Here is a 25629-nt window from a genome sequence, read left to right as displayed (position 1 = left end):
CAAAAGCCCCGTACATAAAGCGGGGCAATTTCAGGGTTTGGAGATATTTCATGGCATTATGGGGCGGACGTTTTTCTACGGGTCCAGATGAGGCGTTTAAACAATTTAACGACTCACTTCCCTTCGATTATCAACTCGCAGAGCAGGACATTGTTGGCTCTGTTGCATGGGCTGGTGCCTTAAAGCAAGTTGATGTATTAAGCAGTAGCGAGCATCAATCGCTAGTAGCAGCATTAAATGAATTACTCGACGAAGTAAAAGCTGATCCACAAGCAGTGGCAACTTCGGGCGCTGAGGATATTCATTCTCATGTTGAAGCTGCTTTAATCGAAAAAGTGGGCGATTTAGCTAAAAAACTACACACTGGACGTAGCCGTAACGACCAAGTTGCTACAGATTTTCGTCTATGGTGTCGTGATACCGCCGATCATTTACTTGAAGCGCTAGCGCAGTTAAAAGGTGAATTTATTGCTTTAGCTGAACGTGAGCTAGGAACTATTTTACCGGGTTACACCCATTTACAACGTGCTCAACCATTGCTATTTAGTCATTGGTGTATGGCGTATGTTGAAATGCTTGAGCGTGATGAAAGTCGTTTAGCTGATGCTAAAGCCCGTATGAATTTTTGCCCATTAGGCAGTGGCGCACTTGCCGGTACGGCGTACCCAATAGATAGGCAAACTCTTGCCGCAGGGCTAGGTTTTACCGCTGCGACAAAAAATAGTTTAGATGCTGTGTCAGACCGGGACTTTGTTGTTGAGTTATTAAGCTGTGCGTCAATCTCCATGATCCATTTATCGCGTATGTCAGAAGATTTGATCTTCTACAACTCGGGTGAAGCCGGGTTTATAGAGTTGGCAGATAATGTCACTTCAGGCTCATCATTGATGCCGCAAAAGAAAAACCCCGATGCACTAGAGCTTATTCGTGGTAAAACAGGCCGTGTATTTGGTGCCTTTAGTGCCATGATGATGACCTTAAAAGCCCTGCCACTTGCTTATAATAAAGATATGCAAGAAGACAAAGAAGGCTTATTTGATGCAATGCCTACATGGCTTGCGTGCATTCATATGGCTCAGGCGTGTCTCAAGGGGGTTAAAGTTAACGGCGAACGAACTTTAGCAGCAGCTAAGGGTGGGCACTCAAATGCAACCGAACTTGCAGACTACTTGGTAGCTAAAGGTATACCCTTTAGAGAGGGGCATCATATTGTGGGTGTGCTTGTGCAAATGGCTATCGCACAAGGGAATAACTTAGAGGATTTAAGTTTAGAACAGTTCCAATCAGTGCATAGTATTTTTGAACAAGATGTATATGCTGTATTAGAAATAGACGCATGTATAAAAGCACGTCAAGCATTGGGTGGCACATCGTTAGAGCAAGTTACCATTGCAGTTAAAGATGCCAAAAAAAAACAGCAAATAACGGTACGCGACGCTAATCTTGATGATGTTGAAGGTATTGCGAAGCTAATACAACACTGGGCTACCGTAGGTGAAAATTTACCACGTGCTAAAAGCGATATGGTGCATTCTATTAATGAATTTGCTGTGACACAAGTGAACGGGAAAGTTGCAGGCTGTGCGTCATTGTATATTTATGATACCGGCCTTGCTGAAATACGCTCCTTGGGTATTGACCCTGATACAGGCGTAACTGGACAAGGGCGGCAGCTGGTGGAGCATTTACTAACTAAAGCCAAAAAGTTGGCGCTTAATCGTATTATCGTTTTGACGCGAGTCCCTGATTTTTTTGAAAAACAAGGCTTCACATTCTGTACTAAAGACAGCTTACCAGAAAAGGTAATGAAAGATTGTGAACTGTGTTTACGTAAAGATAATTGCGATGAAGTCGCAATGGAATTTATTTTGAAGCTAAGTAATAGTGCGGAGATCCCGTGTAAAAACGTGGCTTAAAATCCCTGGATATAAAAGACGTACGGTTATCCCTGTGCGTTTTTTTATATTTGACATAAACTGGTATGACCTCACCTCTGAGTTTTCAAGTTGCAAATCGGCTATTTAAATTTACTAGATCAAAAAAGATCAATTTTATAAAAAGTTGGATCGTAAATTGCTATTAGGTACATGAGATGGATAAAAATTGATTCATCTTTACAAAAACGCCAAAAATTTAACAGAGCGTTATCAACAGCGACTTAAAACTGCTTAGGTCACTATTAACATTAAATGAAAGGAATAGTCTCATGCAAGTTACAGGTAATAGCCAATTACAAATGCAAGCATACAGCTCTATGCAACAATCAAAGCCCGCTTTAGAACAAAGCGCTAGCAATAAAACCCTACAATCTGATACAGTGTCTATATCTAATGAAGCCTTATTAGCTGCAGGTGGTGAAGCTGAGATTCAGCGTGGTGGTGGTGGTTTATCAATTGACCCTGATCGTCGTCGCCCATCGTAACTTGTTAATAAGGTTTAGCAAAAACGAGATGGTGTATGTATTTTGATTTAACGTCTTTAGGGATCCACTTTGATACTATTATCATTTGGGGATTATTAATGGCTTGCTTGTATAATTTGTTACTAAAGTTTGCTGTTGAAGACCGAAGTATTTCACCTCTCGTTGTTTCTTTTATAATGTTGCTTTCTTATGGCTTAAGCTATGAGTTTGTTGACCTTAATGCTGGAATGTACGTTTATCTTATCTGGGTAAAATATGACTTTTTAACTATTACTGCCCTTTTGGTCTCGCATAAACTTTTAAAGCTTCCGTACACTGCAACGTTGAAATATATACTTGCTGGACTTACTGTTAATACCTTAATTTTCTTAGGGATACACATTGATATAGTTCTACTAGAGAATAAAGAGTACTGGTGGTTTTGGAGTTTTTATTCTATAGGTATTACGGTTGTAGATTTCTTTATGGTTGTCACACTTATCTTCGGAAAAGATTGGTTACATATTGGAAAGCTTTTTACAAAAAAAAATAATAAAAAACAAATTAATAGCCTAAAAAATTGTTAACGTAACTAATTAAAAAATTGTGGCGTTATTTCAAGAACCTTTTAATTTATATCTATCCTCATTAATCGTATGGGGCTTTCTGATGGCTTTTCTGTACAATCTCGTACAGAAATCAGCCTCACCAGGAAGTGACAGTACAGCAATGTGGGTTGCGTTTACTATTTTCTTATCCTATTTAGTCGGCGATCCATTACTACACCAAAGCATTGGCTATGATATTTTAAACTCCACCACTATTTATGCTATATGGGCAGCTTACGATGTTGTAACGCTACTATTTATTGCCTTTATTTCTGTAAAAAAAACAGTCGAAAACCTACCAGCTAAAATTTACATCATTATTGGTTTTAGCGTTAATATTTTTCTTTTTCTCGGTATGTATGTTGATCTACAGTATGGTAAATATATTGGAGCATGGTGGTTTTGGCACATCTATAGTATTGGAGTTAACTTATCCGACATCATGATGATTATTGCTCTTGTGCTGAATAAGGACTTTCTTGGTTTTGCTAAGTGTTATAAATGGATTTTAAAGAACAAAACACTGTCCCAATCGCGCTGCATTTAATAGCCCATGGCTATGTTGCCACAAGCTCATCATTATTTACTTTTTAAGAATAAACTGCTGAGCTTCCTTGGCCCAAAGATGGCTGCGGAAACTCATTATTGTTCAAAGGCTGTTTTAGCCATGTAGCTTATCTTGTAATGCCTTGACTACTAAAGGACTTACAAACTCGCTTACATCTCCTTTGTGACGCGCTACTTCTTTAACTAAGGTTGAAGAGATAAATGAATTTTTCTCAGCGGGTGTGAGAAATACACTTTCTAAATCGGGGTTTAATCGCCTATTCATATTGGCGAGCTGAAACTCATAATCAAAATCAGACACCGCCCGAATCCCTCGGATCAATACATTGGCATTATGATCACGGGCAAGATCAGCAAGTAATCCTGAGAAACCAATCACGCTTACATTATCAATATGAGTTAATAAACTATTTGCTAGGGCTACCCGCTCATCTAAGCTAAAACATGGTTTTTTACTGGGGTTATGAGCAATGGCGACAATGACAGTATCAAACATCTTAGCTGCCCGTTGAATTAAATCTGTGTGCCCATTCGTTAATGGATCAAAGGTTCCTGGGTAAATTGCAGTGACTTTCATAAGTATCGGCTTAATGTTATGTTTGCGGCTATATTAACAGCGTTTGTAATCCAAATCAGCCTTTCCAATTGAGGGATAAGTGACACGTATGTAAATTAGTTTATTTCAATATGACGTAAACAATACGAATTATGGGTTAGAAATTTTCATGATGGTATTTAATTGTTTATTTATTGTTTATACTGCGCGGCTAATTATATTTGAGTAAACTTTGAGCATTTGCTTTAAAAACAACCTAGAGTAGCAGGATATGAGTACCAAGGATAAAATAATTCAGACTAGCATTAAGCTATTTAATGAGCACGGGGAACGTGCGATTACTACCAACCATATCTCTTCTCACATGGGGATAAGCCCTGGGAACCTTTATTATCACTTTAAGAATAAAGAGGACATTATTCGTCATATTTTTTCACTTTACAGTGAGCATTTACATACCCAGTTTCTTCCTATAGTCAAAGGCGATGAAGCACTTTCGCATTTGTCTGGCTATTTGGATGCATTATTTGAATTGATGTGGCGTTTTCATTTTTTCTATGACAATTTAGGGGATATTTTATCTCGAGATGAAGTGTTGAAAAAAGATTACATTGATTTTCAAGCCGCTTTGCTTGGTCAAGTTAGAGAAATTATAATAGGCCTGCGTGAAGGCGGGGTTATTACAATTGATGACGAAGATGCGGTTGAGCTTGCTCATATGTTGAAGATTACGGTGAGCTTTTGGACGCCCTACATCAAAGCTCGTCGTTTAAGTGGTGAGCTTATGCAGCAAGATATTTATAATGGAATTTTAAAAATATTATTGCTCGTTAAAGCATATGGGACTGAGCAAAGTATCCCAAAAATTAACTTGTTACGTGAAAAGTATAGTGAATTAGCGCAAGAGGCCGAACCTGCCTGATGGGGATTTGAGGTTTGTTTATTTCCTAGACGTTATATTTTTTGCTATAATCGCGCGCCCAACACGTGGGTGCGTGAATTCTTAAAATTGTCTAACGAGTGAACTATGCTTAAATTTATCGTCAAACTCCATCCTGAAATAGCCATTAAAAGCCGCTCCGTGCGTAAACGTTTTACAAAGTTGTTAGAGAACAACATTAAAATTGTATTACGTAAGCTTGACGAAAAAGTACAAGTTCAGAACAACTGGGACAATATATCAGTTGTCACTAAATCTGATGACGCACAAATGCGCATTGATTTTATTGATGGTCTGCAGCGCATCCCTGGTATTGTGCAATTTATTGAAGTAACTGAGACAAACTACGAAAACCTTCACGACATTTATGAGAAAGCACTCGATCTGATTGGCCACACAGTTGTTAATAAAGCATTCTGCGTACGCTGTAAGCGTCAGGGCAAGCATGACTTTACATCAACAGATGTTGAACGTTATGTTGGTGGTGGCTTAAATCAGCATGTTGAAGGGGCGAGTGTAAGGCTTAAAAATCCAGAAGTAACAATACGCCTAGAAATAAAAGATGATAAAGCATATATAGTAACGCAAACTCATTATGGTATGTCAGGTTTCCCACTGCCAACTCAGGAAGATGTATTGTCACTTATGTCAGGTGGTTTTGACTCAGGTGTTGCAAGTTATCAAATGATCCGTAAGGGGGCTCGTACTCACTTTTTGTTCTTTAATCTAGGCGGCGCAGCACACGAAATTGGTGTTAAGCAAGCAAGCTATTATATTTGGAAGCAGTTTAGCTCAACGCATAAAGTTAAATTTATTAGTGTCGATTTTGAGCCAGTTGTCGCTGAAATATTAGAAAATGTTGAAAACAGTCAAATGGGCGTAATCCTCAAACGTATGATGATGCGTGCGGGTAGCCAAATTGCTGAAAAACTAGGTATACAAGCACTTGTTACTGGTGAAAGTTTAGGTCAGGTTTCAAGCCAAACACTGGCAAATCTCAGCGTCATTGATCGTGTTACAGAAACACTTATTTTACGCCCGTTAATTCAGCATGATAAACAAGAGATTATCGATATTGCCCGTAAAATTGGTACTGCCGAGATGGCAGAGACCATGCCTGAATATTGTGGGGTTATCTCTAAAAAACCAACAGTTAAAGCAAAAATTGAGGTTGTAAAAGCAGAAGAGCAAAAGTTTGACTTTGATGTACTTAATACTGTTATTGAAAATGCACGTGTTATGGATGTGCGTGATATTGACCTTGAAGCCAAGCAAGAGCTTAAAGAGGCTGAGTCAGTTTCTGACTTACCTAGCGATGCAGTGGTTGTTGATATTCGTTCTCCAGAAGAAGAAGACGCTAAACCACTTGAAATTGATGGGATTGAAGTAGTGCATTTACCCTTCTTTCGCTTAGCAACAAAGTTTGGCGATTTACCGCAAGATAAAGACTATTACTTATATTGTGCGAAGGGCGTAATGAGCCAACTACAGGCACTTATTTTACATGATAATGGTTTTGCCAATGTAAAAGTATATCGCCCTTAAGTAAGGTCTATCTGATTGAAAAAGCGCGATTTAAATCGCGCTTTTTTTATGCCTGATGGCATCAAGAAGAGATTGATTATGTGGGGTGTTTATATCGAGTATTTTAGCCTGCTGGCAAATATAGCCACACATAGCATCGATTTCAGTTACTCGACTATGGGCAACATCCTGCTGCATTGATGAAAAGTTATTTTGTGTATCACTCATCACTTGATAAGCCGTTGCAAGCACGTCAGCAAGAGTTACATTAACGCCCATTTTTTTGGCAACGTGACATGCTTCATTTACTGTATTTAAGATTTTACGGCTAAATATGGGGGCTCTAAGGGCACCATTTTTTACGTTATAAAGTGCGGAGAGCGGATTGATGGCAATATTTATTAATAACTTTTGCCAACGAAGTTGGTTGATATGCTCACTAAAACGAATATTAGGTAAATTATTTAATTGTGATAATACCGTTTTATAGCGTGTTGCTGCAATTGCATTACAGCTGCCTAAAATACTCTCCCCGTAACCCGTGTGCGCAACCTTTATTGGCGTTACTTTAAAGCCCGCCAAACGCGTGGTTAAAAAGTATAAGCCTTGTTGGCTTTGTAATTGGCACAATAAAGGGTCTAAATCACTGAGCCCATTATGTGATAACACAATATTGCAGTTATCGCTTAAGTAGGGTTTTACAAGTGAGAAAGCGTCATTTACTTGGTATGCTTTTACTGCAAATATAACCGTGTCGAGCGCCTTGGTTTTTAATCGATTTAACTGTGTTGTATTTAATACCGTTGCCGAAATTACCTGTTGCTGCTCATTATATTGGTAGTAGTAATTGCTTTTGCAATCCCCACTTCTCGTTATTAATGTGATTTGATTATTTGCACTTAAAAAGTGGCTATATAACAGCCCTATAGCGCCATCACCGATAATTACGATATTAGCCATGGTTGGGTTTTTTACCAATGTGAAATATCAATTTAATCGTAAAATAACTTGCTGCGCCTGCAAAGTCGGCAATAAAGTCGGCAACTGAAGCTTGGCGATAAGGTAGCATTCCTTGCATAACTTCAATAGCTGCGCCATACCCAGCAAGTAAAAATATTTGTAAGAGCAAAGGAATTTTAAAAGCTTTATCCATGACAACTGCGAGTATGAAAAAAATGCCAAAATGAGCCACTTTATCAACATGTGGAAATAGATTAGCAGCACCTTTAACTTCTTTAGCAAATAAAAATGTAAAGGCCACTATACTGATTAAAAATAGGGCTTGGTATACACGCCGAGTCACAGTTAATCCTAAAATAGCTTAAAAATAGAGCCGCAGTATATCAAACATATTTAGTATCGCACCTGAACAAAGCGCAGAAAAATGTAAAGATTTATGAAATAGACGGTATAATTGTCGTCAAATCCAAATTTAAATTAAAAACATTTTGTTAGGAGAGACACATGCCTTCATTTGATATCGTTTCTGAAGTAGAAATGAACGAAGCAAAAAACGCCGTTGATAACGCTAACCGCGAATTAGAAACACGCTTTGACTTTAGAGGCGTAGATGCGTCTATTGAGCTTAATGATAAAACAATCAAACTAAAAGCTGAAGCCGACTCACAAGTAATGCAGTTGTTTGATATTTTAGCTAATAAAATTTCAAAGCGTGGCATGGACGTTTCAAGCCTAGAGCTACAAGATATTAGCCGTGCGGGTAAAAATGTATTTCGTAATGTTGCGCTTAAGCAAGGCATTGAAAAAGATATGGCTAAAAAAGTAGTCAAAGCGATTAAAGACTCAAAAGTAAAAGTACAAGCTGCTATTCAAGGTGAAGAAGTACGCGTTACGGGTAAAAAGCGTGATGACCTACAAGAAGCAATGCAAGTAGTTCGTGCTGCCGATCTTGGTCAACCGTTCCAGTTTAAAAACTTTCGCGATTAAAAGCCTAGGGCGTATTTAAAAAGCCAAATAACATTGATGTTGTTTGGCTTTTAGTTTGGCTTACGGTTTAGCTATATCTTTGTTAAGCCATAGCGCTTTATTTTTTCAATTAACTCTCTGTGCGGGATAAGCTGTTGCTGACAGTAATTAGCGGCTTGCGCTATTTGCTCCATGGTGAATGCCGCCTGTTGGTGCGCTTCAAAACGTGTGGCTATGGGTTGTAAGTTGGTGGGAAACTCCATACCGTACAACACATACAAGTAATTTTCTAAGTTAAAGCCTTCTAATGCGCTGGTGAAGTTATATTTGTTTGGCACAGTGTCACGCCATAAGGCTAAATTACTTTGCAGCGAATCGCTAATTGAGCTTGATGCTCGGTTATCTAGCCAAAACTGGCTGTCGTCACGACGTGAAATACAATAATGCAGCTTAATAAAATCAATTACTTTTTGCCAAAGCCCAGTAATATTGTCATTAAAGCGCTCGCTTATCGCGGGAATTGCTTTTCGCGTTGCTGGGAAATTCTGCGCCAGCATCCGCGCCGTAATATCAAACACTAATAACCCTGTTGCTTCTAATGGCTCAACAAAACCTTGTGATAAACCAATGGCGATACAATTATTTTTCCATGGAGTTTTACGATAGCCTACTTGCATGGCAATTTTACGGGCGGTTAAATCATCTGCCTGTGGGCCGATATAGTCACGTAATGTTTGCTCTGCTTGGTCATCACTGGTGTGATTGCTTGAATAAACATGGCCAATACCGCGGCGGCTAGATAAGCCAATATCCCAAATCCATCCAGCCTCTTTTGCCGTGGCGTTAGTGTAGGGGTTAATAGGATCATCTGGATTTTGATAAGGTACTTGAATTGCAAGGGCTGTATCGGCAAATAAAATATGGCTCTGGTCAATAAAAGGGACTTTAAGTTTATCGCCAAGCAATTTAGCGGCAAAGCCTGTGCAATCAATAAAAATATCGCCAGAGACCGTGCCAGCACACTTTGTTTGTAAACTTTCAATATCACCTGCAACATTGAGTTTTGCATCTAATACATCGGTTAGAATATGTTTAACGCCTAGCTTGTTGACAGCGTTGTCAGTGAGTAGCGCTGAAAACTTAGCCGCATCAAGGTGATACGCATAACTTGCCATCCCTTCAAATTCACGATGAGTCATATTTTTAGGACCAAGCCCTTGATCACACATATAGCCTTGAGTTGATACGCTATTGGCATAGCTGGTGTTATTTTTATTAAGCAGCCAATACGGAGTCAGATCGAGCTCTTCAATATTTGGGTAGTTGAATAAATGGTGAAAGTAATTTTCTTTTTTGTTATCGGTAGGGTTATCTAGCCAATCAATAAACTTAATGCTGTGTTTGAAGGTCGCATCACATTGACGGATAAAATCTGTTTCGCTGATGCCAAAATGCGCTAATGTTTGGCACATAACAGGCACTGTTCCTTCACCTACACCAATGGTTGGAATATTTTTTGACTCAATAAGTGTAATTTGTACGCTTAATGGGTTGGTGCAGTTAAGCGTTTTAGCGAGGTGATTAGCAGTTAGCCAACCTGCAGTGCCGCCGCCAACAATGATAACTTGTTTAATTTGTTCCACTTTTATTTACTCCAACTTTAATTACTCAACTTAAACAATGGCTTAGTTATTTTTGGATATGTACTATCACAACGATAAATAAAATTATCAGCTTTGAATGAGGTTACTTGATTAATTTACCTTTTTTAATACCCAATAGGTAGGATGAAATTTTTCAGGCTTTCTCAGTCTTTGGCTGTAAGTTGTACATGTAGACCTTGATAAAGCCAGTTTAGCTATATAGACGTCCATTGACTTTCATCTCTAAAATAATCACAATAGCGGCCTATTTTCAAGGTGCTTGCTTACCCTCTCAGTAGATATTTCAAAGAATTGAAACTAACAGCAAGATAATCGGGAAGTTGGTGCGTGTTCATGATGATCACAACCCCAACACTGCCCCCGCAACGGTAATGTGCACAGCACAGAGTCCGGAGACCGGCCTTGAAGTAAACTTAAAATAACTTGTGCGGCGGGCGCAGGTCAGGGGATGTCATGTTAATCAAATCTACTTTAGGTGTAGCAATTGCTGCTGCATTATCTTTTTCTGCCTCAGCAGAACAATCAATCGAACGCATTACCGTTACAGCGAATAAATTTGAGCAATCAATCACTGATGTACTAGCCAGTGTAACTGTTATCGAACGAAGTGATATAGAGCAAGCTAATGTACGTGATCTACCAAGCCTACTTAAAACGAAAGCTGGCTTTCAAATCAACTCAAATGGCGGCTTTGGGCAAAACTCAGGTGTATCACTGCGTGGTTCAAGTTCTCGCCATACGCTAATTTTAGTTGATGGTATTCGCAGTGGCTCTGCCACCTTAGGGTATAAATCGATTAGTAATATTCCTCTTAATTCAATAGAGCGTATTGAAATAGTCAAAGGCTCGCGTGCTGCTGTATATGGTTCGGATGCGTTGGCTGGTGTTATTAATATTATTACGCGTAAAGCACAATTAGTTACCCTTGATGTTACATTTGGCTCAGATGCTTATCAAAATTATCAAGTTGCAGGTACTACCGTTATTGACGCTTTGACTGCATCTTTTAATGCTGGCTTTGAGAAAACGGATGGTTTTGATGTTTTGCAGGGAGTTGCACTTGATGAAGATGGCTATGAAAATAAAAATATTGGTTTTAACGTTAATTATACTAATGAGCAGCTAGGTCGGCTTAAAGCTCGTGGTCAGTATAGTGAAGGTTATGCGCAGTATGACAGTGCTTTTTCACCTGCGGACAGTACAGTAGAGAATAATGATTTTGAAAACTATCAGATTGGTTTAGGTTGGGATAAGGCGTTTGAGAATCAAACCCACTCAATTGATATTGCTTTTTCAAACGATGGATCAGATAACTCTCGAATTGATCATACCAATACAACGGTAGTGGATATATTTGAAACACAGCGTAAACAAGTCGATTATAATGGTTTGTATTCAGTTAATCGTGAATTTAATATTAGCGGTGGCTTAAATTGGTATAAAGATGATATCTCAGGTACTACTGGCGAATATAGTAAGAAGAACCGTGAAGTATTTGCTGGCTTTATTGGCGGTTATTACGATGCTGAAAAATTACTTGCAAATTTAGCTATTCGTTACGATAACGACCAATACTTTGGTGATGAAACAACTTATACAGCTGCTGTTGGTTATCGTTTTCACAAAAATGCAACGTTTAGAGTTAGCCAAAGTACGGGCTTTAAAGCGCCAACATTTAACGATTTATACTATCCATTCTCGGGTAATCCAAATTTGGTACCTGAGACATCAGTTAATCAGGAGCTTGGGTTAACTATTGATTTTACTCAAGCCGCTGTAGACATTTCTATTTTTAGAAATGATATTGAAAATTTGATTGCTTGGGCGCCAAATGCGGACGGAAAATGGCAACCAGCAAATATAAATGAAGCTCGCCATGAAGGTGTAGAGTTCAGTTTTAAGAATCAGGTTTTTGGTTTCGATAATCAATTTAATTTCACTTATTTAAATGCTGAAAATACCGCAACAGGTGTGGCACAAACATATGTGTCACCACGAACTATTAATTGGTCTGTTGCTAAGCAGTGGGGCGATTTTGATGCTGGTTTTAACATGCAATATCGCAGCGGGCGTGAGGGTAAAGTGACTATGCTAAGTTCTTATACTCTTTGGGATTTAACTGCAAATTATCAGTTAAACGAATCACTGTCTTTTTCTTTGCGTGTTGAAAATATATTTGATAGAGAATATGACGCTGTTGATTCAAGCAAAAATTACACAACTGGCGAGGTATTTTACTATAACACTGCAGATCGTCGGTTTTTTATTGGTGCAAGTTACCAGTTTTAATCAAGTTTGAAGCATAAATATACAAGCCCGATACGTTACTGTGTCGGGCTTTTTTTTGTGTATAAAAATGCGGTTAACTAACTAGGTATTTTTTATAGTCTTGCTCAAACTTTTTCAGTTTAGGTGCAATAAGCAAGCTGCAATAGCGTTGCTCTGGATTTTCGCTGTAGTAATCTTGGTGATACTGCTCTGCAGGATAATAAGTAACAGCAGGGCTTACTTCTGTCACTATGTCCTCACGTATTTGGCTTTGCAATTTTGCAATGTATGCATTTGTCTGCGCTTGCTGCTCATTATCATGATAATACACAACACTGCGGTACTGCGTGCCTATATCGTTACCTTGGCGGTTTAGTTGAGTTGCATCATGTAACGTAAAAAACATTGCTAATAAGGTTTCAAAGCTTACTACAGTGCTATCAAATTCAATCTGTACGACTTCAGCATGACCGCTCAATCCCGTGCATATTTGTTTGTAGCTAGGATCCGTCGTATCGCCCCCCGTGTAGCCTGAGCTTACATTTAAAACGCCTTGAACTCGTCTAAATGCAGCATCGATACACCAAAAACAGCCACCACCAAATGTTGCGGTTTGATTTGTTGTACTCATTATTTGCTCCTCAAAATTATTAACTGACGCAGGTTATCTAGCGTATCAGAAGAACGAGTAAGCTGGGTTTTTATTTCATCGAATCTGTGACGCAAAAATAGCGTTGCGACTAGCAGACGCAACGCTATTTTAATATTAAAGCTCTTTAAGAGGCTTTTCAGCGGCTTGTTGATTGATTTTTTGTTGTAAAAACTCTGGTGATTGCGTGTTACGAGCCAGTGCATAATAGGCCGCAGGAACGACGAATAGCGTGAGTATTGTCGCGACTATAACTCCCGTAAATACAACAACACCAATAACCATACGACTTTCTGCGCCGGGGCCTGATGCAAGCACTAGTGGTACGGCACTCATAACGGTCGTTAGTGAGGTCATAATTATAGGGCGTAAACGTTGGCTGGCAGCTTGTATAATTGCTTCACTAAATTCTACGCCTTTGTCACGTAGCTGGTTCGTAAACTCAACAATCAAAATACCATTTTTAGCACTGAGGCCAATCAACATTACAATGCCTATTTGGCTGTAAATATTTAAAGTAAGCCCTGTTGCCCATAAACCAAACATCGCGCCCATTAATCCTAAAGGTACGGTTAGCATAATAACAAAAGGATGCATAAAACTTTCAAACTGAGCTGCTAATACCAAAAAGGTTACAGTCAGCGCTAGAATGAAAACATAGGTCATTGCTGATGCGCCTTCGTAATAAAGCTGCGACTCGCCTTTGTAATCAACGGCACCATCAATGTCATTTTCTTCCATCGCCACTTTGTTTAGAAAGTTAAGTGCTTCTTCTAGTGTGTAGCCATCCGCGAGGTTGGCACTGAGGGTGATGGCACGCATACGATTAAAGCGATTTAAACGCGACGCGGTGGCTTCTTCTTTTAGGCTTATTAAGCTATCAAGCGGGACCAGTTCACCACTGCGTGATTTTAAGTAAATATTGGCTATGTCGGTAGGATCTTTAAAGTCTGCTTTAGTTCCTTTTAAAATCACATCGTATTCTTCACCACGGTCAATAAACGTGGTTACGCGACGCTGCCCCAACATAGTCTCAAGCGTACGGCCCACATCAGAGACCGACACACCTAAATCAGCCGCTTTATTTTTATCAATGCTAACTAAAAATTGTGGGAATGTTTCTTTGTAATCATGATCGATTCTTACTAAGCCTGGGTTTTCCTCAGCGCGTTTAATAATGCGATCACGCCAATCGGCCAGTTGATCATAATCATTGCCTTGGAGTACAAACTCAATAGGGCGTGATGAGCCACCTCCGCCAATACCGCGGCGCATAATTGCAAAAGCGCGCACGTCAGTGACCTCGCGCATTTTACCGCTTATCTCATCCATGACTTCCCACGTTGAGCGTTTTCGTTCATCCCAGTCAGCCATGCCGATGATGGCAACACCGCCACTACCACCCCAACCAGGAACACGGACAAGCACACGACTTAATTCGCCTGACTCTGAGTAAGGCATTAAGCGTTCTTCAATTTTTGCCATGTTGGCCGCATTATTTTCGTAGCTTGCGCCTTCAGGACCACTCATCATGATAAAGAAAGTTCCGCGATCTTCTTTTGGTGTTAGCTCAGATGGGATCTGTTGGAATAATGAATAACTAACAAAACCGGCAAGTAATAAAGTTAATGCTAACCCGCCAGAGCGAGTCATATTAGAGCGTAAAGCGTTTTGATAGCTGCGTTCTATTTTGCTAAATAGGCGATCCATGCCTTGGCTAAATTTACTTTGTTTTTCGGAGTGCTTTAATATTTTAGAACATAATGCAGGGGAGAGTGTTAAGGCTGTTACGCTAGAGAAAAACACCGCAGCACTGACAGCCATAGCAAATTCAGTAAACAGCGCGCCAATACGGCCATCCATAAACACCAGTGGTACAAATACCGATATAAGCACTAATGTGGTTGCGATTATGGCAAAGCCAACTTCACGCGCGCCACGATAAGAGGCTAATAACGGTGGTTCACCTAGCTCGATACGGCGGTGAATATTTTCAAGCATCACAATCGCATCATCAACCACCAAGCCAATGGCCAGCACTAATGCGAGTAGAGTTAATAAGTTGATAGAGTAGCCCATCGCTAGTAAAAACATAAAACTACCCACTAATGCCACTGGTACTGTTACGGCAGGAATAAGTGTTGCACGAATATTACCTAAGAAGATGTAGATCACTAATACGACTAAGCCCATTGAAATAGCGAGCGTACTGTATACTTCGTTAATCGATTCATTGATGAAAATAGATGAGTCGTAACTGTCTTCAATTGTTGTACCTTCAGGGAGGTTGCGTTTGATTTTTTCAAGTTCGGCACGGGCATTATCAACAACGGTCAGTGTATTTGCTTTAGCTTGTTTTACAATACCAAGACCAATCATGTTGCGGCCATTACCGCGAAATAAACTTTCATCGTCAGCAGCTTCTAGGTGCACATCAGCGACTTCACCTAAACGCACAAGGTAACCGTCCTCACCGCGTTTTATGACAAGGTTTTGAAAGTCACGCTGATCTTTATAGCTGCGAGCCGTTCGCACAGTAAAGTCACGGTCAATGGATTCAATTTCACCCGCAGGCAATTCAACATTTTCAGTACGTAGCGTATTTTCAATATCAACGCTGGTAATACCACGTGCTGCCATGGCTTGACGATTAAGCCATACCTTCATCGCATATTTACGCTCGCCGCCAACACGTACATTAGACACGCCATCAACGACGGCTAAACGGTCAACAATAAAGCGCTGGGCGTAGTCAGAAAGCTGCAATGAATCCATAGTGGTACTATTAAGTACAAACCAAGCAATAGGGCTTTCATCACTGTTAGATTTAGACACTTCAGGTGGGCGCACTTGCTCTGGAAGACTATCAAGTGCACGTGCTACTCGCTCACGTACGTCGTTTGATGCGGCATCAATATCGCGGTCAATATTAAACTCAATAGTAATATTTGAGCGCCCATTACGACTTGAAGAGTTAATACTTTTAATGCCTTCAATACCTGAAATACGATTTTCAAGTACTTGCGTTATTTTGGTCTCGATGATCTCAGCCGATGCACCAGAATATTGTGTGCTTACGCTAACAATAGGTGATTCAATATCAGGGTATTCACGCAGTGGCAGCATCGAAAATGCCACTAAACCAAATGTGAGTAACAATAAGTTGATAACAATCGCGAAGACAGGGCGTTTAACACTTGTATCAGTAATTTTCACAGATCACCCCTTCACTGTAACTTTACTGCCTGAACGAATTTTAATAATTCCTTCAGTCACAACAAGCTGGCCTGCACTAATACCTTCATCAATTGCAACCCAGCCGTTATGACGACCTGTTACATGCACCTCAACTTTAGTTGCGACACCATCCGTTATCTGAAAAACATAATGTTTGTCTTGTTGCGGAATAATCGCTTTTTCGGGCACCATTATTGCTTGATTTGAACTAAGCTCTAGTGCGGTATTAAGCAGCATACCAGGGCGTAATAAAGTATTGTTATTGGCAAAACTGGCTGTTACTTCAACACTGCGAGTTACGGCATCGATACGAGAGCTTACATGCGTTACTTTTCCTGTAAAGGTTGTGCCTGGGTAAGCGTCATTCTGTGTCATAACTTTCATACCAAGCTGTAATTGAGCTAAGTATTTTTCTGGTACTTTGAAATCAACTTTAATGATGCTGATATCATCTAAGGTGGTGATGGCGGTACTGTTATTAACGTATGCACCGACAGATATTTGACGTTTACCTAACACACCAGCAAACGGGGCTGTAATTGTCATTTCTGCTAATTTTGTTTTGGCATTATCTAATTTCGCTTCGGTAGCATCAACGCGTGATAACTGTTCTTCTAACAGTGATTTTGCCGTAGCTTGTGAGCGGGAAAGTTCCGTTAAACGTTGGAGTTGGCGCTTTTCTTCTCGTAGATTAATAGCTAGCTCTTTAACCGTTAGCTCTTCTTGTTGTGATTGTAACTGAGCGAGCTTTTGGCCTTTATTAACTAGATCACCATCTTTAAAGTAGATGTGAGTAATGTAATCATTTTGTGCGCTTTTTATATAAATTGCTTGATTAGCGCGTGCACTGCCGATAGCCTCAATAAGAATCGCATTTTCTTCACTTGCGACTGCGTGAGCCGTTACTTGTGTTGCCGAGCTTGTAAACCCAGATTGCTTACCTTGGCTGCTGGGTAAATAAAGATAAACCGATAACCCAATAAGTAGGGTAATAATAAATGGAAATAGCGCCTTGCCTGATTGCTTTGAGTACATCTTAGTAATACCAAAAAATTAATTGTATGTAGTGTACGAAATAACGGCGACAAAGAGCTGTCACGTATCTCGTAAATTTGTGCATTAGGCGTAAAAATAAAATTAATTACCTATTTGTACCTGTTTTTTATTTTAAAAGAGAGTGTTATGAAGTTTTCTACTACCTGTCGTCGTTGCTTGAAAATGCGAAAAATAGTACTTTGGGCAATTATTATGTTTGTTTTTTACATGGTTTTTTATCGTTATGGTTAAGCTTAAGTCTGACCCTGGGATTTTAAAGCTACGGGCTCAAGGTGCTTGTCATGGCATAGAAATTTTGCTGGTTGGTGCTTTTGGTGTCATATTTATTATGCTTTTTAACTTACTGCGCCCAGGTGAGATTAGTATTGTTGAAATATTTTTAATAAGTATGTCGATTGCCGCTGTGTTTGTTGGTTTTTTGAAAACCCAAGAACCTTTTTATAGTTTAATAATTGCAGAACAGTATCTTAGGTATGAACATAAATACGGGTATTGGGCTTTAACGCATGCTAATTTTAATCATGCGGGTATACCTAAAACCGACCAAACATTGGAAAAACTTGAGTTAAATGCTGTAGGTATTAAACTTAACGATACAGATGAATTTTTATTGCAGCTATCTCCAAGAATTGCTGGTAAATTATTAATAGAACAGCGCCATCTTTTTATGCAGGCAGTCCAAAAACATTGCAAAAATGGCAATTGCCCATCAGAATGGTTAAGTGAAGATAATTTTTATACCTCTACCAATGGTCGCAACTTTAATGGATTAATCGCAATGTTCGCAAATAGAATGCGACATTTACAGCAACTTACAGGGTATGATTTATTGTTGCCCGCGAGTGTATTAGACAGAAATATCTGGGATTTCTGCCAAAGTTTAAATACCTGGAAAAGAAACCCTAGGGTATTTATTGAGTCCCAATTAAAGGCGAAAAGCCAAAATAGATGTTAGTAGGATGAAGCGATGAGTCAAGATAGATCTTTTATTAAAAGTGGCCGAAATACAATAATCCACAAAGAGAAAAAACTCGATTTAGTTATCGTAAACTCTGAAACTCACCCTAAAATAAAAGTTACTCAAAACGGTTTAGAGCCATTTAAAGAAGATCTGCCAAAAAATCGCCGTGAGGCAAAAGAGCGTTACTTAGATATGGTTTATATTGGCAGTGCTGATGTGTTTGGTGAAGAAAAACGTTTATTGTTCATTCAGGCACTGGATGGGCGTGAATACAAAGTTGATTACAGTAAAATCGGCACTAAACTGTTTGTTCGTATTCATCAAGATAGTTATTTATAGTATTTACTTCTTACTGGCACTGTAGTTGCTTAATATATAAATTAGCGTAGATTTTAATACTACGGAATTTATTTGGTTAAGATGAGGACGCAGTGTATGAAATCCCCTTTAATGGTTTGTTCACTTTTAGGTTTATTGACAGCGTGTGGTGGAGGCGGTGGAGGTAATGATAACCCCGTTATTGCTGCATCAGTGAATGCAGGTGTTGATCAACAAATTATCGAAAAAAGCGAATTTACAATCGAAGCGAAAGGCTCTCCTGTTGACGGTACATACACGTGGCAAAGAGTGAGTGGTCCAATAGTTGAAGGTTTTCCTTTAGAAGGCGCTTCTCAAACCGTACTTGCACCTGACATTAAAGCCGACAGTGAGCTTGTGCTGCGTGTTAACTATCAAAGTCCAGATGGTAAGTTAGTCAGCGATGATGTGCTGATTAGTATTCAGTCGAATAACCAACTTCCTCAAGCAGTCGTAACCCAAACTGCACCCACAATACTGCCGTCAGTTTATCAAGATACAATTACTTTAAGTGCAGCTACATCAATCGATCCAGATGAAAATGGCAGTATTAGTAGCTACAACTGGCAAAAAATTGCAGGTCCAACACTCGAAATCAGTGATTATAAAAGCCAAACTATTAGCTTTACTCATCCGTTGTTGGATAAAAACACCACGGTAATATGGCAGTTGACCGTTGTTGATGATGAAGGCGGTGAGGCAAGTACGCAGCATACTCATATACTTAATAAAACAAATAATGTGGTGATAGCTAAAGCGGGTGAAGATCAAAGTGTTATTGAGCTTGAAAAAGTAACGTTAAATGCAACGAATAGCGAAGTAGTGACCACAACATTTAATTGTCAGTGGGAGCAAACCGTTGGAAGCGTTTCATTAGATAACCAAGATCAATGTATAACTTCGTTTATAGCCCCGACAACCGATGCAGTTAATACCATGACATTTGAAGTGACGGTTACAGACAGTCAAGGACGTTCGGATAGTGATACCGTTGATGTTGTTGTGAACTCAAAACCACTGGGTTTGATCAATGATACTGGTATGGCAAAATGCTTTAATAATACCCAAGAAATAGCGTGTACTAGTCCTGACTTTCCACGCCAAGACGCCGCGTTAGGACGCGATAGTGTTGTGGGTACGCATATAGATAAAGTTGGCAAAGGCGAGCTGGCATTTGATTTCACCAAACTCAATGAATTCGCCGATGAAATTGCTGACGATGCAGCGGACTTTAGCTGTATTCGCGATAATGTTAGTGGCTTAATTTGGGAAGTGAAAAGCCCTAACACAGGCACACTGCCAAGTAGTACACAACTTCGAGAAGGGCAAAATCACTACACGTGGTATTTAACAAGCAGTAATGGCATACAGCAGGGCAGTGTGGCGGGCTCTTCAGATACGTGTTCAACAATATCTCATTGTGGCCTACAAGCTTATGTTGATGCCGTTAATAGCCTAGATTACTGTGGCGGAACAAACTGGCGTGTACCAACTTACTCGGAGTTATTGAGTTTGTTAGATTACTCAAAACAGGGGCAATCTGTGCTTATTGATAGTGATTTTTTCCCTAATACACCAAGTGTCAGTTTACTCACTCATTTACGCTATTGGAGTGCGCAAACAGCTGCTGATGGCACCAGTTTATCGCAGGCTTATATTATTGATATGAATGATGGTAATGACTTGGCGTATCCAAAAAATAATACTGCATTTGTCCGCTTAGTAAGAACAGCAGGAGAATCACAATGAAAATAGCCTTAATCAGTCTTTTACTCTTGAGCCCTGTAATGGCCGTTGCGCAATCTTGTTATGATGGTATCCCAGAAACAACACCCACAGAGCGTTTTACAGTTAATACGGATGGTACGATAAGTGACAGCGTTACAGGATTAATGTGGCAAAGCTGTAGTTATGGACAAACTTATAATAGTGATAGTGGTTTATGTGAGAATAATGCACTAAAAATTACTTGGCAAGAAGCATTACGGGGAGCTGTAAATGATCGCACCGGTAATTATAGCGATTGGCAAGTACCAAGTATTAAAGAACTCGCTAGTATATTAGAGCACCGCTGCGTTACCCCTAGTATTAATGAGAGCGTTTTCAAAGGCAATAAAAGTGAAAACTACTGGACTAATACGTCGGGGATAGCTGATAAAACATTTGCATGGGTGTATCAATTTGATAAAGGGCTTAACAGCCTACATGCAAAAACTTCTAATGTTTATTTACGCTTTGTTCGTTATGAAAAATAAATATCTTTAACGAAAGTAACGTTTAAATACTTCTAACCGCGCATGTTCTAGCGCGGTTTTTATATCTGCGCCTTTAATGCCTTGGTCAATAAATTGCTTTGGGTTGATTGCTCTTGCTTCTTTGCTGGCTTGAAGCAGTAATTGCTGATTTTTAATTACTGAACAATTAGCTATCTCTATGGCCTTAAGTACGGCACTAAAGCGTTCAGGACGTCGCCATAAATCAAGCTTATTACAGCTAAATAAAAGCTGTTCAGGGTGTATTGTAGCGCTTGTTAAAACATCTTGATGCTGCGAGGCATGCAGGGCAAGATCACGCACATCATTAGGTAACCTAATTGCTTTAGCGATTGCGCTTATTTCATTGCTATTGAGTTTGCTCGTGATTTGGCTAAATAGCAGCGCATTGTCGGTAATATTATATTTTTTAGCATACTCAAAGCGTGCTTGCAGCTTTTGGAATAGCTGATCATTCCATATATTTGCTAAAGCGGGGCTAATCACACTAAGCGCGTTGAGATGTGCCAGCGTATTTAAAAAATGATCAAAAGCACCATCGGTCAATGACTTTTCGCATTCTAGCCAAATGCGTTCAGGTGTTAGAGTATTTAATTCACCGCGTTCGACCATTGCCTTTAATAAGCTTTGTGTCTCTTTTGCAATTGTAAAACCAAGGTAGTGATAACGCGCAGCAAAGCGAGCGATGCGAAGTATACGTAGCGGATCTTCACTAAATGCTTGTGAAACATGACGTAAAATACGAGCATCTAAATCTCGTTTTCCGTGATAAGGGTCTATTAAGCTACCATCTTCTGCTTTTGCAATTGCATTTACAGTTAAATCTCTACGGCGCAAGTCATCTTCAAGGGTTACATCGGGAGAAAACTCACATACAAAACCTGTGTACCCTTTTCCTTGTTTACGCTCTGTGCGGGCGAGCGCGTATTCGTCTTTGGTTTGTGGGTGCAAAAAAACAGGAAAATCTTTACCGACCTGTTGATAGCCTTGGTTGAGTAGTTGCTCCGAAGTTGCACCGACGATTACATAGTCACGTTCCTTGATGACCCGCCCTAATAGTTCATCACGAACTGCTCCACCGACCAAATAAACTTGCATATTTCACCCTAAGTATTAACTGTGCAGGTTATTTTACGTTATTTCACAAATAAAATGCTAACAAGGTTTTCACTTAGCGCATTTTTTTGCCATTATAGACGCTGATTTACTAAGCAAGGATATTTAGGGTGTATTTAAGCTATTTTGGCTTGTCAGAAAAACCGTTTTCAATCGCGCCGAATCCACAGTACTTATTTTTAAGTGAACGCCATAAAGAAGCTTTAGCGCATTTGACCTATGGGTTAGGCGAAGCGGGAGGGTTCGTTTTATTAACTGGCGAAGTGGGTACGGGTAAAACTACGCTAACGCGAAGCTTGCAAGATCAGTTGCCTGAAAATACCCAAGTGGCATTAATTTATAATCCCGCACTTTCTGAATTAGAGTTATTAGCCAGTATTTGTGATGGATTTAGTATTGGTTATGATGAGCAAAATGCGACTCTAAAAACGTTAACAGATGCAATTAAAAAACACTTAGAAGCAAATCATGCTAGTGGTGGCCATACAATTTTAATCATTGATGAGGCACAGCTGCTATCGCCCGATGTATTAGAACAGCTACGTTTGTTAACTAATATAGAAACGAACCATAAAAAATTATTACAAATAGTATTAATTGGTCAGCCTGAATTAAACGATTTACTTAAACGTAATGAGTTGCGTCAATTGGCACAGCGGATCACGGCTCGCTATCATTTACTGCCATTAACGCAAGGGCAAACATTTGCCTATGTAAAACACCGACTTTACGTTGCAGGTTGTGATCGTACAATTTTCACTCAAGATGCATTGAAGGCATTATACTTGCTGACCATGGGCGTTCCACGGTTAGTTAACTTATTGTGTGAGCGATGTTTAGTAGGCGCATTTTCTAAGCAACTCATGATGATAGATAGCGATATCGTGATGCGTTCAGCACAAGAGGCTTTGCCGCCAACAACGTTAAGCAGTGAACTAAAGACTGATAAAACATCTTACCATTGGCTTTTCCCTGTGGCTTTTTTAGTCGTGCTTAGTATGGGTATTGGCTTGTCGTTTATTTTTTAGTAGTGGTAATTTATGTCGTATTTATTAGATGCATTAAAACAATCGCAACAACATGATGAAGCTGCAGCGCATGATCGCACTGCAGAGCAAGAAAAACAGCAAAAAGAGTTACAGCGTTATCGTTTCATTGCTATCTCATTGGGTTTACTAGTCGGCTTTATATTGACACTCATGGCTGGCTTTTCAATTGGTAAATGGTTGCAGAACAGTCAAGGTGATGCACTTGTAGCGTCAGATAAAATTATTGCTGTTGGCGTAGAAGAAGAAAAGAAAAACGATGCGGTCCCACAAGTAACGAATCAAGTGCCCGTTAATAACACTACGGCACAACCAACAGTTAGTGCGGTTGTGCCGCAAATTGTAGCACAGCCACAACCACAGATAGTTCAGCCAATTAATCAGCAAATACCTCAACAAAACTCGGGTCAATACCAGTGGGTGCAAGTACCTGTAAATACAGTGCCGACTTATTCGCAAAGTCAACCAATGCTAGTACAAACACCGAATGGCTATCAGCAAGTTTATACCGCGCCACCTCAGCAACAATATAACCCGAATGTAATGCAAGTACAGCAAGTACAACAAGCACCAAATACCAGCGCTAGCAGTATCGATATGAGCAAATACAAAGTATTAGGTAAGCCGTTAGGCGAACAAGCACCGGCCAAACCTAAACCAGTAGCTACCGTGACCGAAGAAGAGTTAGAGATTGTACCTACAGCCCTTAAAAATGCATTTGCACGTGCCATTGAAGATACGCAAAATACGCAGACTCATCAAATAACGCAAGGGACTAAAAATTCATCTTATGCAGAACCGATAGAATTGTTACCCGATGCCTTATTGGCTTTAATACCACAGATTAAGTATCAAGCGCATATCTACTCATCATCACCGGATAAACGTTGGGTGAAACTTAATAACCGTGAGTTATATGAAGGCGATAGAATGGGCGACTTTAGAATTTTAGAGATCACCCCCGAGCAAACCGTATTGAGCTTTGATGATTATGAGTTTAGCTTAAAGGCGCTGCAAGATTGGCCACAGTAGGGGGATTAACTCCCGAGTATCTACATGGATGTATAGACGTGAGCAGGACATGGAAGCTTTGCTCGACTTTTACTTAGCCCACTCGATTACAAATTACACGCCGCGATTAAATCGCCCCTAGATTGAACAAATTTTAATCCTGACGGGTCAATGGATCTTAAGGCAAAATTGAATGTTTAAAAAAGCGAATTAAATCAATATTAAAATCTGCGGGTTTGACTGCACCTTCTAACGCATCTTGGTTGCGACTGTGAGCAAGATCAATATCTTGCACTTCAGTATAGCGTGCGTGTTTGGCATGATAAAACGTTTTTACTTGAGGTTTGAGTGGGCTTGCAGGGTTACTTTTAGTAACCAACCCCACTTTTTGACTCGATAGTTTAACTAAGGTGCCAACAGGATGAATACCTATGCATTGAATAAACTTAGTGAGTAACTCGCCATCAAAACTGTCAGGGCAACCGTCTTTTAATATTTTAAAGGCTTTTATTGGCTCCATACCTGCTTTGTACACGCGCTCAGCTGTAAGTGCATCATATACATCAACAATAGAGGCCATACGCACGTATTGGTTTATTTCATTCGCAGGTTTACCAAATGGGTAACCGCTGCCATCTAAACGCTCATGATGAAAACCTGCAATATCGACAGCGATCCCGGTTAGTCCTGCTTTTTCTAAAATTTGCTTACTAAAGAGTGCATGATCTTGAATAACTTTATATTCTTGTTCGGTTAGCTTACCAGGCTTATTTAAAATTTCATCGGGGATCTGAATTTTTCCAATATCATGTAGGAGAGCGCCTGTAGCGAGCTCTTCGATGAGATCTTTTTCAAAGCCTAAGTGTTTGGCAAAAATACTTATTAAAATAGAAACATTGATTGAATGCTCTAATAGGTAGGTGTCTTTTTCACGCATACGAGTGATACATGCAAGCGCATCTTGATTGCGAAATACAGAATCTATAAAGCCGTTCGCTAATTCTTTAAATGGTGCAATATCAATTGTATTACCTGCTTTAATATCGGTAAATGCTTTGCTTTGCAGTTGTTTTGCTTCTGTATAAAGCCTATTGGCTTTATGCATTTCTTGTTCGACACTATTAGCTGTTAGCCAAGGATCACGTTGCTTGGGGGTATCGTCAATAATTTCATCACAAGTATGCTCTGTACTCGGATCTACGATGGTTTTATCAGGATCAATTTCAACCTCTAATATACCGGCTTTAATAAGTTTATCGATCCCTGTTTGCGTTTTAACCCAACCTTGGTTTTTGATCTTAATTTTTCCAGTTTGTTTCGTCACGTTCTGAACAAACATACCAGGGAGAAGTTGATTAATAGGGATGGTCTTCAAATTATTTACTTCGTTAAAGTGGTTGTTCTTTAAACCTAGCAAACTTTTGCTTATAACTGTAGTAATAGACATGAAAAAGGGCGCTATTTAGCGC

23 protein-coding genes and 1 riboswitch are annotated in these 25629 nt (G+C 39.6%); of the genes, 14 read left to right on the top strand and 9 right to left on the bottom strand.

Annotated elements, in window-relative coordinates:
- Positions 1–50 precede the first annotated feature (50 nt).
- The 4 genes from argH to ACJJVX_RS18105 all read left to right on the top strand — a co-directional run bounded on the left by argH (position 51) and on the right by ACJJVX_RS18105 (position 3556).
- On the top strand, positions 51–1916 hold the full coding sequence (gene argH / locus ACJJVX_RS18120) for an argininosuccinate lyase (protein ID WP_170173117.1): 1866 nt from the start codon (positions 51–53) through the stop codon (positions 1914–1916).
- Positions 1917–2206: 290 nt separating this feature from the next.
- Positions 2207–2422: a hypothetical protein gene (locus tag ACJJVX_RS18115; RefSeq protein WP_054455137.1), complete on the top strand. Its 216-nt coding sequence runs from the start codon at positions 2207–2209 to the stop codon at positions 2420–2422.
- 35 nt (positions 2423–2457) lie between these two features.
- Positions 2458–2988 (top strand): hypothetical protein, encoded by a 531-nt coding sequence (locus ACJJVX_RS18110; protein ID WP_054455139.1) that lies wholly within the window; start codon positions 2458–2460, stop codon positions 2986–2988.
- An 82-nt stretch (positions 2989–3070) separates the two neighbouring features.
- Positions 3071–3556 (top strand): hypothetical protein, encoded by a 486-nt coding sequence (locus ACJJVX_RS18105; RefSeq protein WP_054455141.1) that lies wholly within the window; start codon positions 3071–3073, stop codon positions 3554–3556.
- Between the two features lie 114 nt (positions 3557–3670).
- On the opposite strand, the gene coaD is transcribed toward ACJJVX_RS18105, so the two are convergent.
- Entirely contained in the window at positions 3671–4153 is a 483-nt protein-coding gene (coaD, locus tag ACJJVX_RS18100; protein WP_054204325.1) for a pantetheine-phosphate adenylyltransferase, read from the bottom strand.
- A 250-nt stretch (positions 4154–4403) separates the two neighbouring features.
- Here coaD and ACJJVX_RS18095 point away from each other — a divergent pair, with 250 nt between their 5' ends.
- Both ACJJVX_RS18095 and thiI read left to right on the top strand, forming a co-directional pair.
- Positions 4404–5054: a TetR/AcrR family transcriptional regulator gene (locus tag ACJJVX_RS18095; RefSeq protein ID WP_054204324.1), complete on the top strand. Its 651-nt coding sequence runs from the start codon at positions 4404–4406 to the stop codon at positions 5052–5054.
- A gap of 105 nt (positions 5055–5159) precedes the next feature.
- Positions 5160–6617 (top strand): tRNA uracil 4-sulfurtransferase ThiI, encoded by a 1458-nt coding sequence (gene thiI / locus ACJJVX_RS18090; RefSeq protein ID WP_054204323.1) that lies wholly within the window; start codon positions 5160–5162, stop codon positions 6615–6617.
- 30 nt (positions 6618–6647) lie between these two features.
- Here the strand turns inward: thiI and ACJJVX_RS18085 are convergent, their stop codons facing one another.
- Both ACJJVX_RS18085 and ACJJVX_RS18080 read right to left on the bottom strand, forming a co-directional pair.
- Positions 6648–7556, bottom strand: a complete 909-nt coding sequence (locus ACJJVX_RS18085) for a ketopantoate reductase family protein (RefSeq protein ID WP_405632766.1) — start codon at positions 7554–7556, stop codon at positions 6648–6650.
- Positions 7549–7899 carry a VanZ family protein gene (locus tag ACJJVX_RS18080; RefSeq protein ID WP_054204321.1) on the bottom strand — a complete coding sequence of 117 codons (351 nt, stop codon included), beginning with the start codon at positions 7897–7899 and terminating at the stop codon, positions 7549–7551. The genes ACJJVX_RS18085 and ACJJVX_RS18080 overlap by 8 nt, the downstream gene beginning before the upstream one ends.
- 161 nt (positions 7900–8060) lie before the next feature.
- Here ACJJVX_RS18080 and ACJJVX_RS18075 point away from each other — a divergent pair, with 161 nt between their 5' ends.
- A complete protein-coding gene (locus tag ACJJVX_RS18075) occupies positions 8061–8543 on the top strand; it encodes a YajQ family cyclic di-GMP-binding protein (RefSeq protein WP_054204320.1) in 483 nt (160 codons plus the stop codon).
- 71 nt (positions 8544–8614) lie between these two features.
- On the opposite strand, the gene ACJJVX_RS18070 is transcribed toward ACJJVX_RS18075, so the two are convergent.
- On the bottom strand, positions 8615–10165 hold the full coding sequence (locus ACJJVX_RS18070) for a tryptophan halogenase family protein (protein ID WP_231658995.1): 1551 nt from the start codon (positions 10163–10165) through the stop codon (positions 8615–8617).
- A gap of 290 nt (positions 10166–10455) precedes the next feature.
- Positions 10456–10606: riboswitch (cobalamin riboswitch) on the top strand.
- A 33-nt stretch (positions 10607–10639) separates the two neighbouring features.
- Here ACJJVX_RS18070 and ACJJVX_RS18065 point away from each other — a divergent pair.
- Positions 10640–12475 (top strand): TonB-dependent receptor domain-containing protein, encoded by a 1836-nt coding sequence (locus ACJJVX_RS18065; protein ID WP_405632762.1) that lies wholly within the window; start codon positions 10640–10642, stop codon positions 12473–12475.
- A gap of 73 nt (positions 12476–12548) precedes the next feature.
- Here the strand turns inward: ACJJVX_RS18065 and msrA are convergent, their stop codons facing one another.
- From msrA to ACJJVX_RS18050, 3 genes are all read right to left on the bottom strand, one after another.
- Positions 12549–13085: a peptide-methionine (S)-S-oxide reductase MsrA gene (gene msrA / locus ACJJVX_RS18060; protein WP_054204317.1), complete on the bottom strand. Its 537-nt coding sequence runs from the start codon at positions 13083–13085 to the stop codon at positions 12549–12551.
- A gap of 135 nt (positions 13086–13220) precedes the next feature.
- Positions 13221–16319, bottom strand: coding sequence for an efflux RND transporter permease subunit (locus tag ACJJVX_RS18055; protein ID WP_054204316.1), 3099 nt, complete (start codon positions 16317–16319; stop codon positions 13221–13223).
- Positions 16320–16322: 3 nt separating this feature from the next.
- The gene (locus ACJJVX_RS18050; RefSeq protein WP_054204315.1) at positions 16323–17375 is read right to left on the bottom strand and encodes an efflux RND transporter periplasmic adaptor subunit; all 1053 of its coding nucleotides are present in this window, start codon (positions 17373–17375) and stop codon (positions 16323–16325) included.
- Positions 17376–17619: 244 nt separating this feature from the next.
- Between ACJJVX_RS18050 and ACJJVX_RS18045 the strand changes: the two genes are divergently transcribed.
- From ACJJVX_RS18045 to ACJJVX_RS18030, 4 genes are all read left to right on the top strand, one after another.
- Positions 17620–18351, top strand: coding sequence for a DUF2982 domain-containing protein (locus ACJJVX_RS18045; protein WP_342883923.1), 732 nt, complete (start codon positions 17620–17622; stop codon positions 18349–18351).
- A 12-nt stretch (positions 18352–18363) separates the two neighbouring features.
- Positions 18364–18696, top strand: coding sequence for a hypothetical protein (locus ACJJVX_RS18040; RefSeq protein WP_054204313.1), 333 nt, complete (start codon positions 18364–18366; stop codon positions 18694–18696).
- Between the two features lie 96 nt (positions 18697–18792).
- Entirely contained in the window at positions 18793–20463 is a 1671-nt protein-coding gene (locus tag ACJJVX_RS18035) for a PKD domain-containing protein (RefSeq protein ID WP_405632758.1), read from the top strand.
- On the top strand, positions 20460–20969 hold the full coding sequence (locus tag ACJJVX_RS18030; RefSeq protein ID WP_054204311.1) for a DUF1566 domain-containing protein: 510 nt from the start codon (positions 20460–20462) through the stop codon (positions 20967–20969). Before ACJJVX_RS18035 ends, ACJJVX_RS18030 begins: the two co-directional genes overlap by 4 nt.
- A 6-nt stretch (positions 20970–20975) precedes the next feature.
- Here the strand turns inward: ACJJVX_RS18030 and ACJJVX_RS18025 are convergent, their stop codons facing one another.
- Entirely contained in the window at positions 20976–22085 is a 1110-nt protein-coding gene (locus tag ACJJVX_RS18025) for a tRNA nucleotidyltransferase (RefSeq protein WP_405632756.1), read from the bottom strand.
- A gap of 128 nt (positions 22086–22213) precedes the next feature.
- Here ACJJVX_RS18025 and ACJJVX_RS18020 point away from each other — a divergent pair, with 128 nt between their 5' ends.
- A complete protein-coding gene (locus tag ACJJVX_RS18020; RefSeq protein ID WP_054204309.1) occupies positions 22214–23131 on the top strand; it encodes an ExeA family protein in 918 nt (305 codons plus the stop codon).
- Positions 23132–23143: 12 nt separating this feature from the next.
- Positions 23144–24181, top strand: coding sequence for a general secretion pathway protein GspB (locus tag ACJJVX_RS18015; protein WP_405632754.1), 1038 nt, complete (start codon positions 23144–23146; stop codon positions 24179–24181).
- A gap of 157 nt (positions 24182–24338) precedes the next feature.
- Here ACJJVX_RS18015 and ACJJVX_RS18010 read toward each other — a convergent pair whose 3' ends face one another.
- Positions 24339–25535, bottom strand: a complete 1197-nt coding sequence (locus ACJJVX_RS18010; protein ID WP_405632983.1) for an HD-GYP domain-containing protein — start codon at positions 25533–25535, stop codon at positions 24339–24341.
- Between the last annotated feature and the right edge of the window lie 94 nt (positions 25536–25629).

Origin of the sequence: Pseudoalteromonas sp. Ld20, assembly GCF_045064175.1 — a bacterium.
Lineage (GTDB): Bacteria > Pseudomonadota > Gammaproteobacteria > Enterobacterales > Alteromonadaceae > Pseudoalteromonas > Pseudoalteromonas neustonica.
This window is presented reverse-complemented; position numbering and strand designations above follow the sequence as displayed.